The 14,341-nt window shown below is 57.6% G+C and carries 8 protein-coding genes; 6 read left to right on the forward strand and 2 right to left on the reverse strand.

The features are described from left to right. The first annotated feature begins 81 nt into the window (after positions 1-81). From M5G11_RS06635 to M5G11_RS06660, 6 genes are read left to right on the forward strand one after another with little or no spacing between them, the layout of a single operon-like run. Entirely contained in the window at positions 82-651 is a 570-nt protein-coding gene (locus M5G11_RS06635) for an energy transducer TonB (protein WP_420793816.1), read from the forward strand. Positions 652-692: 41 nt separating this feature from the next. After that, on the forward strand, positions 693-2,375 hold the full coding sequence (locus M5G11_RS06640) for a putative porin (RefSeq protein ID WP_273911191.1): 1,683 nt from the start codon (positions 693-695) through the stop codon (positions 2,373-2,375). 26 nt (positions 2,376-2,401) lie between these two features. Continuing rightward, the gene (locus M5G11_RS06645; RefSeq protein WP_273911192.1) at positions 2,402-3,052 is read left to right on the forward strand and encodes a DNA repair protein; all 651 of its coding nucleotides are present in this window, start codon (positions 2,402-2,404) and stop codon (positions 3,050-3,052) included. Between the two features lie 29 nt (positions 3,053-3,081). After that, positions 3,082-3,558 (forward strand): YbjN domain-containing protein, encoded by a 477-nt coding sequence (locus tag M5G11_RS06650; RefSeq protein ID WP_273911193.1) that lies wholly within the window; start codon positions 3,082-3,084, stop codon positions 3,556-3,558. Further along, positions 3,555-4,499, forward strand: coding sequence for a peptidylprolyl isomerase (locus M5G11_RS06655; RefSeq protein ID WP_273911194.1), 945 nt, complete (start codon positions 3,555-3,557; stop codon positions 4,497-4,499). Before M5G11_RS06650 ends, M5G11_RS06655 begins: the two co-directional genes overlap by 4 nt. Positions 4,500-4,555: 56 nt before the next feature. Next, complete coding sequence (locus tag M5G11_RS06660) at positions 4,556-5,521, forward strand: LysR family transcriptional regulator (RefSeq protein WP_273911195.1); 966 nt, start codon at positions 4,556-4,558, stop codon at positions 5,519-5,521. Between the two features lie 91 nt (positions 5,522-5,612). Here M5G11_RS06660 and M5G11_RS06665 read toward each other — a convergent pair whose 3' ends face one another. Next, positions 5,613-13,004, reverse strand: a complete 7,392-nt coding sequence (locus tag M5G11_RS06665) for an RHS repeat-associated core domain-containing protein (RefSeq protein ID WP_273911196.1) — start codon at positions 13,002-13,004, stop codon at positions 5,613-5,615. 228 nt (positions 13,005-13,232) lie between these two features. Further along, a complete protein-coding gene (locus M5G11_RS06670; RefSeq protein WP_273911197.1) occupies positions 13,233-14,333 on the reverse strand; it encodes a GGDEF domain-containing protein in 1,101 nt (366 codons plus the stop codon). Between the last annotated feature and the right edge of the window lie 8 nt (positions 14,334-14,341).

Here is a 14,341-nt window from a genome sequence, read left to right on the forward strand (position 1 = left end):
ATCCGTCGCGTGATCACCTGGGCCGTCGTCGGCGTGATCGGCATTGGCGCTGCCTGGCTGCTCTGGCAATGGGCCAACGATATGAGCGGCGTACGTCGTGAGGCAGCGAAGATCCCCGCGATCATTCCCTTGCCGCCACCACCGCCGCCCCCGGAGCCACCCAAGGAACCTGAACCTCCCGTGCAGGAGAAAATCGTCGAGCCGCAGCCAGTACCAGAGGCCGAAGAGGTCAAGCCGGCCGAAGAAGCGCCACCCAGCCCGGCCGATGACCTGGCCAACCCGATGCAGATCGATGGCGATGCGCAGTCCGCTGGCGATGCTTTCAACGTTGGCGCGGGCAAAGGTGGCGGCATGGCCGGCGGTGGTGGCGGGCTGGGCAGTGGCACCTATAGCCAGTTCCTCGCCTACGCCTTCCAGCGTTTGCTGCGCGACAACCCCGAGCTGCGCAACCTGGCCTTCAACCTTCAGGGTGATGTCTGGCTCAGCGCCGCGGGAGAGATCACGCGGGTCGAGCTGGTCAAGTCCAGTGGCGACGTCGACATCGATGCCCAGGTGATCGCCGCCTTGCGCTCGGCACCCGCTTTGCAACAACGCCCACCGGCAAGCCTGACGCTGCCCGTGCGAGTCGCCCTGCAGGGGCGCCGGCCATGAATGAACAGGATGCACGAATGACCAACAGGAGCGGTAAACCCATGAAGTGCACAGTAAACCGACTGACCCTGGCAATCGGCCTGGTGGTCGCTGCGGCGGTCGGCCCGGCTATCGCGCAGACCCCGGCGCCGTCGCAGAACGCAACCATCAACCTGATCCGCCTGCTGGTGCAGCAGGGCGTGCTCAAGCAGGATCAGGCCCAGGCGCTGATCGCCCAGGCCGAAAGTGAAGCACAGCAGGCCCGCGCCAGCGTCGCGGCGGTGCCGGCGGCCAATGGCGAGGTGCGCGTCCAATATGTGCCAGCCATCGTCCGAGAGCAGATCCGCGATGAGATCAAGGCGGAAGTCATGGCCACGGCCAAGCAGGAAAACTGGGCTGCGCCCAACACCTTCCCGGACTGGGCTTCGCGCATTTCCTTTGACGGCGATGTGCGCCTGCGCAACGAGTCGCGCTACTACTCAGGCAGCAACAGCAACGAGATCGTCGACTTCGCCAAGTTGAACGACAAGGGCCCCTATGACGTCAACCCGAACAATGGGCGCAATCTGCCGCCATTGCTGAACACCCGCGAAGACCGCGAAAACATCCTGCGTCTGCGGGCGCGCTTCGGCCTGACCGCTGTGCTGGCGCCGACCTGGACCGCCGGCATTCGCATTGGTACCGGCAGTGACAACAACCCGGTCTCCACTACCCAGACCCTGGGTGGAGGCTTTGACAAGAAAGACCTGTGGCTGGACCGCGGCTACCTCAGCTGGACCCCGTCCGAGCGCCTGACCCTGACCGGCGGGCGGATTGCCAACCCGTTCCTGTCCACCGACATCCTCTATTCCAACGACCTCAATTTCGATGGCCTGGCCGCAATCCTCAAGCAGCCGCTGGACAACGGTGTCAGCCTGTTCGGCACGGTCGGCGCGTTCCCCGTGGAATACAGCTCCGACACCTCGAGCAGCAACGGCCTGGACAAGGAAGAAAGCGACAACAAATGGTTGTACGGTGCGCAGTTCGGGGCCGACTGGAAGATCAACCAGGGCAACTCGCTCAAAGGCGCGCTGGCCTACTACCGCTTTGACGATATTGCCGGTCAGCGCTCTTCACCGTGCCAGCCGTGGAACGGCGACCCCGCCTGCGACACCGATGGCAGCCGGCCGACCTTCATGCAAAAGGGCAACACGCTCTTCCTGCTGCGCGACATCACGCCAAACCCGGCCAACCCGGCAGCCACGCCGCAGCCGCAGTTCGTCGGGCTGGCCTCGGAGTTCGACCTGCTCGACCTGAACCTGATCTGGGACGCCGAATTGCCGGGTGACTTCAAGGTGCGCAGCCAGGGCAACTACATCCGCAACCTGGCCTACGACGAAGGTGACATTCGCAAGCGCTCGGACGGCATGCTGGCGAACAACTTCGACGAAGCCGGCAATATCAAGAGCGGTGGCGATGCCTGGATGGTCCAGTTCACCCTGGGCAATGCACTGGAGCTGAAGAAGCAAGGGGACTGGAACCTGTTCGCCGGCTACAAGTACATCGAACCGGATGCCATGCCCGACGGCTTCAACGACTCCTCGTTCCACCTGGGCGGCACCAACGCCAAGGGCTACGTGCTCGGCGCCAACTATGGCATCGAGAAGAACATTATCGCCACGGCGCGCTGGTTGAGTTCGGAGGCCGTCTACGGGGCTCCGTTCGATATCGATGTGCTGCAACTTGAAGTCAACACGCGCTTCTAGCAGATGCGCTTACAGGGAGAAGGAGCATGAACAAGCGAGCCTATCGGGCCTGTTGTTCGTACCTGCTGGTGGCGCTGGGCATCAGCCTGTCGTCGTTGGCCTCGGCCGAGGGCATGGAGGAGCGTCTGCGTGCCCAGCTGCGCAGTACCACCCAGCAATTGCAGGCCTTGCAGAGCGAGCAGGCGCAGGCGTCCGCCGCCCGCCTGAGCGCCGAGCAGCAACGTGACGCCGCCCAGGCCCAGATCAAGCAATTGAACGCTGAACTGGCCCGGGCCCGCGGGCAGGCGGAGCAGTTGCTTGGCCAGCAGCAGTCAATGCATAGCCAGGCCCAGGCACTGGTGGCCAGCAGCAACGAGCAACTGGGCAAGTACAAGCAGGCCTATGAGGAACTGCTCGGCCTGGCCCGCAGCAAAGAGGCCGAACGCGCCTCGCTGGCTTCGCGGCTCGGCGAGCGTGATACCCAGGTGCAACAGTGCAGCGCCAAGAATCAGCAGATGTATGGCGTGGCCAAGGACATTCTCGATGCCTACGAGAAGGTCGATGTCGTCGACCTGATGAAAGTGCGTCAACCCTTTGCCAGTGGCGCCCGGGTCAAGTTCGAGGAAATGGCCCAGGCGTTTGGCGACCAGTTGTACCAAACCCAGTTTGATACGGCGCAAAGCCGCATTGCGCAGTGAATGTGTTCTTACTACAAGGAAGGTAATCAATGACTGCAACCGCACTGATCGAAACCGTAAGCGCCGACGCCCTGACCACCTTGTTGCAGGATGCCGGTTGCCGGGTCAACCGCAGCGAGCAGAATGCCGTGGTGCAGTTGCTCAGCGCCAGCCAGGGCGTTGGCTATGCCGTGCGCTTTGGCAACCAGGCGGCGCAAGAAGGAGAGTTCGTCGACTTCACTTTCAGTTGCGCCCTGCGCATCCAGGGTGAATTGCCGGCTGGGTTGAGCGAGCTGTGGAATATCTCGCGGCGCTTTGCTCGCCTGTCGGTACAGGGTGAGTTCCTGGTGATGGAGATGGATGTGCTGGTGGCTGGCGGAGTGAGCCAGCAGCACCTGCTGGGCAACCTGGTGCTGTGGGACCGTCTGCTGCAAGAGTTCATTGCCTATCTGCGCGACTACAGCCGCAATGTGGCAGCGCCGCAGGCCTCAACCACTGTCGCTCCTGACCTGGAAAGCGCGTCGTGACGCGTCGTACATTCTGGGCCGGCGCGGGTGCCCTGGCCGTCATCGCGGTGGCTGTCGGCCTGGCAGTGCGTCCAGGTGCGCAACCGGTGGCTGCCAGCCGGCCGGTAACGCTGGCGGCTGATAGTGGGCCGGCGCTGGCCCGGCTGGGCGACCAGCAGGTTGGCGTCGATGAGTTGAAAACGCAGCTGGCGCAGTTGCCGCCGCCAGCCCGCGAGCAATTGCGCGCAAACCGTGAGGGACTGGAGGCGTGGATACGTTCGCGCCTGGCAGAAAAGGCCCTGTACCAGCAGGCCGAGGCGCAAGGCTGGCCACAGCGTCCAGACGTTCAAGCGCAAACCCGGGCTGCCACTGAGCAGATCGTGTTGCGTGACTACCTCGACTCGGTCAGCCAGGTGCCCGAGGATTACCCATCGCAGGATGAGCTCAAACGCGCCTATGAAGCCGGCAAGGCCAGCTTGCAGTTGCCGGCGCGCTATCGGCTGAGCCAGATCTTCCTGGCGGTTGCTGATGAGCAGAGCCTGGACACCGTGCGCAAGCAGGCCCAGGCCCTGGGCAAGCGTGCGCAGGCACCCGAGGCGGACTTTGCGGCCCTGGCGCGCGAGTTCTCCCAGGATCGCCAGGCTGACGACGTCGGCGGCGACAGTGGCTTGCAGCCCTTGGCGCAATTGCTGCCGCAGGTACGCGAGGTGGTCGCCCGGCTCAAGGTGGGGGCGGTCAGCGAGCCTGTGCAGGGTCCGGCAGGCTTTCATATTGTCCGGTTGATCGAGCAACAGCCTGCCCGTGTGGCGACGCTGGAAGAAGTCCTGCCACGGCTGCGCGCCATGTTGCGTGCCCAGCGTCAGGAGCAGGTGGCCAAGGCCTATGTGGATGGCCTGTTCAATACCGCGACCTTGAGTATCGATGGGGCGGCGCTCAATCAAGTGATCGAAGCCAACCGCTAAGCGTTGGCAATCAGGGAAGATCGGGCCCGCGCTGTCGGGCCTGGCAGGAGGCGGGGATGCCGATGTTCGAGATGGCGGGCCATGAGCCCGAGCGCGCGGGTGATGCTGAAAGGATGCTGGGGAATACCGCACTGGCCTGGGGGCAGGATGAGCAGACGCTCAGCTGTTTTCTGGTCAGCGCCCGTTGCGGTTGCTTCATGCAGGCCGCCCGCAGCCTGAATCTCAAAGCCACCGTGTTGCGCAAGAAGCTGGCACGGCTGGAGGCGCGGCTGGGCTATCCGTTGTTCGTGCACCGGGGCAACGCCTTGGTGCTCAGCCGCCAGGGGCGACAGTTGCAGGCATTGTTGCAGTCGGGCCTGGCGAACCACACCGAGCAAACGCATGCAGCGGATGCCCCGGCGCGGGTGCGTCTGGCCGTGCCAGAGCCGATTGTGCAGGACATCCTGGGTCGTAACCTGGTGGCTTTCGTGCGGCAGAATGCGGGTATCCGCCTGGAAATCTGCGCACCGACAGATGACGAAGTGGATGTGCGCGTGTGGCTGACGGACGATCCGCTACAGCCAGCGCAGTCGTCTGCCTACACGCCCTCCGAGCGCCTGGCCGTACTTGAGTACCGGCCGCACATTGCCAAGCGTTACTGCCGGGAGGTCAACCGGCCAGTGAACCTGGATGACCTGCAGGACTACATGCTGGTGCAATGGCAAGGGGACCAGGACATCAAGGCACTGGCGCCCTGGCAGCAGTTGCTTGACGAGCGCGAGGCCGGGGTAACGACGGTGCCGGGGTACGAGCTGTATGGCCAGTTGATCCGTTGCAGTGCCTGCATAGGCTTGCTAGCGCACTATTCGGCGCAGTTGGACCGGGGTTTGTTGGCGCTGCCAGGCTTGTTCGCCGCCCCCATGCAGCGGGGGTTGTGGCTGGCGGTGAATGAGCGCACGGCACAGGCGCCATTGGTTCAGGTGCTGGTAGCGATGATCCGCGCGTCGTTTTCAGAGCGTGATGAGTGGTTCTGTTTACTATAGGCAGCATTGCGGGACGAAACATCCCGCGATGCTATGTAGCCTGAAACAGAGGGTTATCGAATCCTCGGTAAGCCCCCGTTTCAGCAAAGCACTAGCTCATATCCATCGGTGTGCCAAAATCGAAGGGCAGCATACTCCGTGGACGTTGTATAGGCACTAAGCCCGATGGGCCAGCTATGCTCGTCGGAATGGGCGAGAGGGGAGGGCTTGGATACAGTTGAGGATTGTTATGTACTAAACGCACAATATCGGTATTTACAAAGCTCCGTGGGTTGTCCATAAGGCCTTGCTGAAAGAGCTCGTTCAAGGGTCGTTGGCTGGTCTGTTTATCAAGGCCATGGAAGACATCGTATCTAAATTCAGGTGGGAGTGCTCTGTTAACCATGTGGTCGGTACGCCCATGACAGAACCCGACAATAACATGTCTGTCGCCGCTAATAATTTGATTCATCTCCATTTGTATCATGGGCCTGTGTAATTTACTTGGGGTCATTGTTGGCGAATTAGGCGCTTTTGTATAGCTCGCAGGTGCATAGTTTGCTACGTCGACTACTTCAATGTCGGCCCAGTCTGAGTATTTTTTGGCTATTTTATTGTCTTCAAATAAAGCTTGAGGGTGGGCGTGGGTATTGGGATTTCCTGTTTGTGCCCACTGGCCCTGCTGGTTGAGTTCGACGTTGTAGACTCGCTGTCCTTTTGGACTGCCATGTGAGCCTGATAGAATTATGATTTTTTGCCTCACACCGGAATTTTTGTGATGCTTGATTATATGCTGAACCGCTCTGTCAACAGTCTTCGAGTTTGTCGGTGCAGTGGATGACCAGATCTGTCTTCCAGTTTCTGCTTCAGTAATGAATTGCATCTTCTCGACTAGGAGTTGGTCGAATTCAGCGGATCCCGACGCTACCGATACGGGGACTTCCCAGTGTGGAACACGTAGTGCACCGCCACGTACGCGCCCGGCATACTTTAGTTCTAGAAGCAAGGCGCGCCCATATTGAGTGGCCTGTTTAATTTTGCGGCCCACGAATGCAACGACTTGGCCTACGGCTTTACAGGTCCAGCGCAGCATCCGCGCACCCAATTTCAACAGTGAAGTGAGCACGGTCTTCCAAGGGACGCTGGCGAACCCGATGACCATGGCTGCGGTACCGAGTTTTCGGGACAGTTCGGGATTGCTCTCTTTCGTGAGGTAGCTGGCCACTTCCAAGCCTGAGCTCACTGTGGCACCGGCGGCCATGGCCCAGGCCATCGCTGAGACTGCCCCGCCTGTTGGGATGGCCAACAGCACACCCGCCGCTGCCGTGGTGACGGTCATCCCCAAGCCTCGCCAGTAACCGCTCAAGGGGATAGGTTGTTGATCCTGGAGTTGTTTCTCCAGACCGGCAAATGAAGTTTCTGTTGACCATCGACTGATCATGAGGTGACCACTTGGGTCATGCAGGTTGACTGGGTCAGTGCCATAGGCCATGTCATTGATGCCCGCACCGCCAAAGGGGCTCAGGTTGTCTGGTTGCAGCCATTTGCGCTCCTGAGGGTTGTATGCTCGATAACCGTTGCCTGGGTGATACCAGCCAGTGACGGGATCGCGCCATTGGCCGTTGTAACCGAATCGGCAAGCATCGTGTTTGGCGCTTTCTCCATAGGGTGCGCAATTGAGCCGGTTATTCAGCTTGCCGTGCTCATACAGCGCATGGGTACCGCCATGGGCGTCACCTAATACATAGGCGGTGGTGACCTTGCCGGCTTCCTGGGTCATTTGCACAAGGCTGGTACAGAACCAGGTACGGCGGATCTCCTTCTTGTCGCTGTCGTACCACACTTCACCCAACAAGGACTGCTCGTCATAGAGCAGTTCGCAGGTTTTCTTGCCTTTGACGTCCTCGAGCAACGTCAGTTTATGTTCACCATCGTAGTGGTAGCGGGCCAGGAGGGTTTTGTCTTTGTCGGTCACGCTCTCCAGTTTCCCCAAAGGGTTGTAGGTAAGGCTACGGTCGTTTTCATCGTTGAGCTGATTACCGTTTTTATCATATTGCAGCTTCACCACGACTGCCGCAGCATCGCCCAGCGTGGTGGTGACTTTCTCTCGCTGCGTTGGGTTGCTCGAACTGTAGGCGTAGGTTTGACTACGTTTGATGTCGTCGGTATAGGTGGTGACGCAGCTAAGCAAGTTGTGTAGCGTATCGTAAGTGAATTCCTGAGCACTGATACCTTTACCCGACTCGTCCTGCGGGGCATAGGCGGTATTCTCTGCCTCACAGGTGTAGCTGAGCAGGTGGCCGATGTTCTGGTCATAGGTATAGCTTTCCTTGCGGCACTCGGTGTCACCTTCAAAGTAGGTCTTTGATGCCAGTTGTCCGTTGCTGTTGTAGTCCTGTTTTACTTTGCTCAGTACTTTGTTGTTCAGGGTATAACAACGTTCAACTTCCTGACCAAAGCAGTCCCACTGCAAGGTCATGACTAGGCGGTCGCCTGTTTCATTGTTCAGTACCGTCTGTTTCAGTAGCTCATCGCTTGCGCCGTATTCGAAGTGATAGGTAATGCTGCCGAAAACACCTTTCAGCAGGCGCCCTTGCCAGTCATGGAAGACCTGTAGCGCCTGCCCGCTCACATGTTGTTTGGCGATCGTTTCACCGAGGAAGGATCGGTGGGTCCTTAGGGTGTTAAGGCCATACGGGGTACGGCACTCCTGGCGTTGTTCACCAGGCAGTACAGTACTGAAGTATTTGCAACTCAGCTCTCCAGCACTGGACATCAAGCTGTTTTCTACAAAGTCGAGTTGCTGGGCGAATTGAGGTGTGTCACCGATGGCGTAGGCGCTACCGAATTTTTTACCATTGGCCGACTCCGTGGTGCTTGCCGTCAGCCGAGTGCCGTCAGGAAACTTCATTCCGCTAGCGTTTGGGTTGCCCTCCTGCTGGTAAGCGTACTTGCGCGTCCCCACCCTGCTCGACACGCGTCGCGCAGGGGCTTTGCCTTCTTGAGTCGCGAGGGTAACTCCCGCTACCTTCAACTCGGTGACGATCGAACTCAAACCAAGATAAGTGTATTCAGTAACCTGGCCAGCTCTGTCTGTTGCTTTCAGCAGTCTGCCCAGGTCGTCATACTCATAGGTGAACGCAAGTGCATCCGCTTCGTCGAAGCCGTTGTCAACGAAATGCTCACGCGCAGATTCTTCGGTGTTTGTAGTCGCGCGAAACTGCATTTTTTTCAGGCGACCAAACAGATCGTATTCCCCTCGGTATTGGCGCTGTTGGCTGTTGGTGTTGGCAGTCCCTGTGCCAACCAGGTATTCGCTGACTACGCCACCGTCATTTTTCGCCGTTTGCCGGGAGATGTTTGTCAGCGAGGATGTTGTGCTGCCCACATTCGAGTGTTGCTCATGCACGTAGCTTGCGTATTTGTCATAGGACGTCTCCACTTGACAAAGTTGCCCCGCGACACGCTCGCCAGTGGGCATTGGAATTTCTCGACGCAGGCCACCTGGTAGAAAGTCATACTCCCGAACCCAGGGAGCATCCTGACAGGGATAGTAGGTTTGAGATGTGATGCAGAAGTGTTCAGCACCGGGAAGCAGGACTTCTTCCTGAACGGGCCTCTGCAGGCCGTCGTAGAGTTTGCGAACCGCACGATCACCATTGCGGACGGTCACTTGCGTGCCGCGCTCCTGGGTTTCGTAAGTGCTGGTGATGACGTCGTCCTTTCGATCTTTTTTGGCATGTGTCAGGGTGGTGACTCTGCCGAGTTGATCACGAAGGTAGGACGTTGTTATGCCATCCTCAACGGTCGAAAGCAGCACCGCGCTGTAGGCGGATCTTTTTTCTACACGAGCGTTGTCTTGTCTACCACCCTCGCCAGCAATGCTGCTGTTCAGCGTAATGAATTTTCGTTGCGGGTCGTAGGCATACTTGAGCGTGGTAGTTTGCCAGGTGCTCTTGCCGTTCCACCAGGTGCGGTGGGTAGCCGACTGCTCCCATTGATTGTCTTTCGGTTGGGTTTGTTCGTGGGTCAGTTGCGCGACCAAGGCGGCTGTGCGCCCTGGTGCAAGGCTCAGCTTCTCTGTCTCTGTATCAATTGCTACCCCGGTCAACGTCTGGGTAACTGTTGAGAATAAGGGATTGTTGAAACTGTCTGTGCTTCGATGCGCGTAGCCAAATAGCGTGACACGCAGTGGAACCTCGAGCTCGCCGATGACTTGATACACGTACTCCCACTTCAATGCCGGCTGTAGGGTCCAGGCAAGGGAAGGGCAGGTGGTGAGTGCAGGGCCTGCGATCGCGGTTTCGCCGATTTTTACCGCGATACCGCTGCCACCAGAGGTAGGGTAGTAACTGCACTCGGTGATGGTGTTGTCGGCGGCGATACTTTTGATGAGGCGGTGCGAATCGTCGTACTTGAAGCTTTGTTCCGCTGTTACTTTTTCCGGCGTACCATTTGTTGAAAAATCCCAGGCACTTGTCGCCACGGTACTGGTCAGACCAAACTCGGACTGTCCAGGCCGCTCCGCCGCGTATGTCCACGAGGTAAGTTTTATTGCTTGCTCATGAACCGCAATCAGCTCGCTGATCGGCAGGTGATAGGCATTGTAGGTGGCGACGGTAATGGCTGTGCCTGACTCGCTTTCCTGGCGTGCTTTCGACCAATAGATTCTTTCGTTTCTGCCGTCGGTTACATATTCTTCATAATAGACGTTTGTTGCCCCGCCGCCCTTTTTCACTAGGGTGCCAATTTGGGAGTCATATACTATCGCGCTGTTGAGATGGTTTATTGAAGAGTAACTGTAGAACGTCGTCAGCGGGGGTTGCTTGCGACCAGGCAACAGGCAGTGGACTGCAACGGCGGGTAAGGCAGGCGTGGATTCTTTTTTGTCTTCGGGTTTGTCGACGTAAGGCCGCATTGCGTCAGGTGTATATTGGACCACCTCCACGGAGCCATCATTTTCTTCTACACGGTAAAGAATGCGGTCCAATGTTGGGTCTGGGCAATAGCTGAATTGACTTACCTGCGCCCCTGTACCGGTGCCGCGGGTCAAACGCTGCAGCAAATAATTCTCCAGTTGTAGCTCAACACGGCGTGCTTCTTGGGTGCCTGGCCAAATATCAAATGTGACCTGCTCGGCGCTGTATGTGCCTTGCAACAATACGTCGCTGCCGGAGGTGATGGTTTTTAACAGGAACTGGCCTACTTGGCGTGTCCAGGTTAACGCCAGTTCGCCGCCTTGTGGTGAGATGATTTTCGACGGCAGATAAAGATTGAAGTCTCGTTCAAGGTAGGCGATCTCCTCCGTGTATAGTTTTTTTTGTGCGTTCCAATTTTTCTTGGTTTCTGCTATGTCCTTGCCCTTAAGGAGGTTATAAAGTGGCGGCGTGAAGGTTTTGAAAATCCGCATGGAAAAAGAATTCTCTGTTGGGTCATTGCTGTTTTTGTGCTCGGTAAAGTTTGCTATAACGTTGTATATGAATGAGAATTCCTTTGCGCTCTTGACCAGCCAATTATCCTTGTCTTTAAGATCAGGCATCGGGTTGACTTGGAGTGCTTTCATTAGCTTTATCAGCTTCTTGCGCGCTTCGTCATTAGGTTCTTCCGTGTCGCCAGCAGGCTTGGTCAACACTTCCTGGCGGCCATCGCCGAATCTCAGGTTCAGCGTAGAGCGGGTAGTGTCACTGGTAATCCAGAGATTGGTTTTTTTTACAACGGTGTTGTCCTTGGCAAGCCCTCCCCACTCTTCTTCGGTCAATCGAATGGTCTCGCCGGAAGCCAAGGTCAAGCAGCGGTCACGTTCCTCGAAACTGCTGAAGCGCAATGCCCAGCCATCGCCAAGGCCTGCCTCATTGCAGCGCAGTGCAGAGTAGTGCAGTGTCAGGTCGCACTGTGGCCCCACACCTTCCAAACCGTGTACGCTGCCGAGCACGCAATGGGCGTGGAACAGCCCGGTTCGTGGGTCGACACCGTTTTCAATTTGTCCACTGACGTCAAACACTTCAGAACGGTGGGTATAGCCGTAGTCTTCGCACAGCGGTGTAGCGGGTTTGTACGGCGGTACCACGGCAGGTGCACTGAGACTGAAGCTGGTCATCTCGCTCCAGAATTCAAGACTGCTGACAGTGGCCAGCCAGGCGACGGTCAACTTCCCTTCGCTACCAAAGTCAGCGCCATCCGGTACATCGAAGTAGACCCGGAGAGTGGCTTTATTTCCAGGGCAGTCATCAGTGTAATCAGTGTAATCAGAGTCATCAGAGTTATCATTGTAATAAGCGTAATCCTCGGTATTTGAGCGTTGATTGCCTTCATCGAGTAGTTCAGTCAAGGTGGAATAGTAAGTTTCTGAGCCTTGTTCAGATGTTCGACGTTTCGCTATGGTAATTGACTGAGTGTCAACGGTGAGCTTGTAGTTTTCATGAAGGTCGCCTGAAAATTTAGCGCCTACGAATCGGATGCTATTGTCGATGGCTATTTTGGAAAGTTTGAGTACGCTCTCCGATATTCTGCTTGCGCGCAGTTTGTCGAAGTCAATGTCAAGAAAGTAGCTGCCGGAACTGGTGTTTTGCGCGGCAGGTGGCGTACTATTTTTTTCTTCCTCTTCCTCTTCCTCTTCCTCTTCCTCTTCCTCTTCTTGCTCCTCTTCTTGCTCCTCTTCTTCGGGCGATTCGTTTGTGTTTTCTTTGTTTTTTTCCGGATCCCAATGCCCGGTCGACGCTGCATTCTCCAGCGGCTCCTGATCCAGCACTGCCTGACTCCAACTCCCCACCGACAATACAATCACGACCAGGTCCGAGCACTGCGGTACCCACAACCCGTTTTTCGATTTCCCGATGACAATGCGTCCGGTGTCATCCTGGTTGCCAGCCTTGACCATCTTGCTTTTCTGATTGATCAATGTGCAAAGGTCTTTCTGCCATTGCTCTGCAGTAAGGCGATTCGCGCCCGGCGTGAAGTCGTGCACTTCGTAGCGGCGTTGAGTGTCCAGATCGCGGACTTCTATGCGTAGTTTGTCGGTGCTCTTCAAATTACTGTCGTTGAGCACCCGGCTTTGCACCCAGTTGTTTTTCACCGCAGCGGTAGTGAACGCACGCCAATGGGGGCCAGGGTACCAGAGGCGATTTTCACCTTGCTCCGGCTGTGGGCCGAATACGCCGGCAGCATCCCAACTGCCTGCCTTCAGGTATTTGCCAGTGGTATGAATCAATTTGGCAAACGCAGCCGGCCATTGGTCCTTACTGGTTTCTCCGTCTTTGGCGGTGAAGGTAACGGTCTCCAGCAACTCGCCATTTACTCGACGAATCAGAAAGGCGCGCAGCGTTTCATCTTTTTCAAGATTGCGGTCACCCCGCAGCAAGCAAGGGCTGTTCCAACCATTACCCACGCTGCCATGGCGCTCAGGCTTGAAGCCTGTCATGTCTGGCAAGTTTGAAGTCATTGGCGACGTTGACTGGGCTGAATCACTGGATTGAGAAGCCGGAATACTCCACAGAACATTGGACATGAGCGCCACTCCTGTTTGAACCATGATTAGGGCGGGGGGAAACGTGCCCTGGCATTGGTACATTAAGTTGGGCGTAGAAAGTCGCGCTACTGGTAGAAATATCAGGTAGTCAATGATGTGAAGTTGTAGTAATGCGCAGGCAGTCTATGTAGATCACCCGTCACTTTTTACGGACTGTGGTAGCCGCTATCGCCAGGCCGCGCCAGAATGTACAGCAGGCGCAATATCTCAGGGCTTCGCCTGGTTCTGCGTAGCGCGCCACAGCACATAGCGATCCTTGCCCCCATGCTTGGCGCTGTACAGCGCTTCATCGGCCTTGCCCAGTGCCTGGCTGATGCTGTCATCGGGCGCGACCAGGGTCAGGCCGATGCTCACCGTCACCGGGTGTTCACCGACGCTGTCGCGCACTTGCCGGCACAGCTGCGCCATGCGCGCTTCTGCGGTTGCCTGGTCGATGCCCCACAGGTAGATGACGAATTCCTCGCCGCCCAGGCGCGCGTACTCGAACTCGGCAACACTGCCCTTGATGGTCGCCGCAATGCGCTTGAGCACCACATCGCCACTGTCATGCCCGAAGCGATCATTGACCCGCTTGAAGTTGTCGATGTCGATCATCGCCAGGTAATGCCCCTGCGTCGCGCCGATATGCTGCAAGTGCTGCTCGGCCTTGGCCATGAACGAGCGCCGGTTGGGGATCTCGGTCAGGACATCGATATAGGCCTGGTCCAGCAGCAGGTGCGACATGTAGAAGTTCTGCAGCTTGACCTGGCGCAGCTTCAGGTAGCTGTACACCGTCAGCCCGCTGAGGAAGCTGGCGTAGCAGAAAATCATCAGGCCGCGCAGGTCGAACAGGTTGTTGCCTGGCACGCTGTACGGGTTGAGGATCACCCAGGTGATCACCAGCGTGCTGAAGAACGACCAGCGCCGCACCGGCAGTACCGACGCGCTGTAGAGAATGGTCGATGCCCCCAGTACCAGCCAAGCAGGGCGCAGCCAGGTCGGGATGCCGTCGATGACCAGGCGGATGCCCAACGCGATCACGGCAATGAACACCAGGTTCAGCAGGCTGAAATGCTCGGCCTTGCGCACGAACAGCAGGATGACCGTGAGCATGCCCATGGTGGCAACGAACAGCACCGAGATGAAACTGAAACCCTGCTCGCCCAGAAAGCTCACCAGCAGGTCGAAGATCAACCAGATGGCGATGCTGACGCAAAAGATCAGGATGCAGAAGCCGCGCAGGCGCTCAAAGTCGTGTTGGCGAAACGCTTCACGCAACTGTGCCGGGGCATTCTTGCGGCGGACTTGCTCTTCAATCGTCTTGAACATGGTGGCCT

Origin of the sequence: Pseudomonas fontis (assembly GCF_028656955.1) — a bacterium.
Classification (GTDB): Bacteria; Pseudomonadota; Gammaproteobacteria; order Pseudomonadales; family Pseudomonadaceae; genus Aquipseudomonas; species Aquipseudomonas fontis.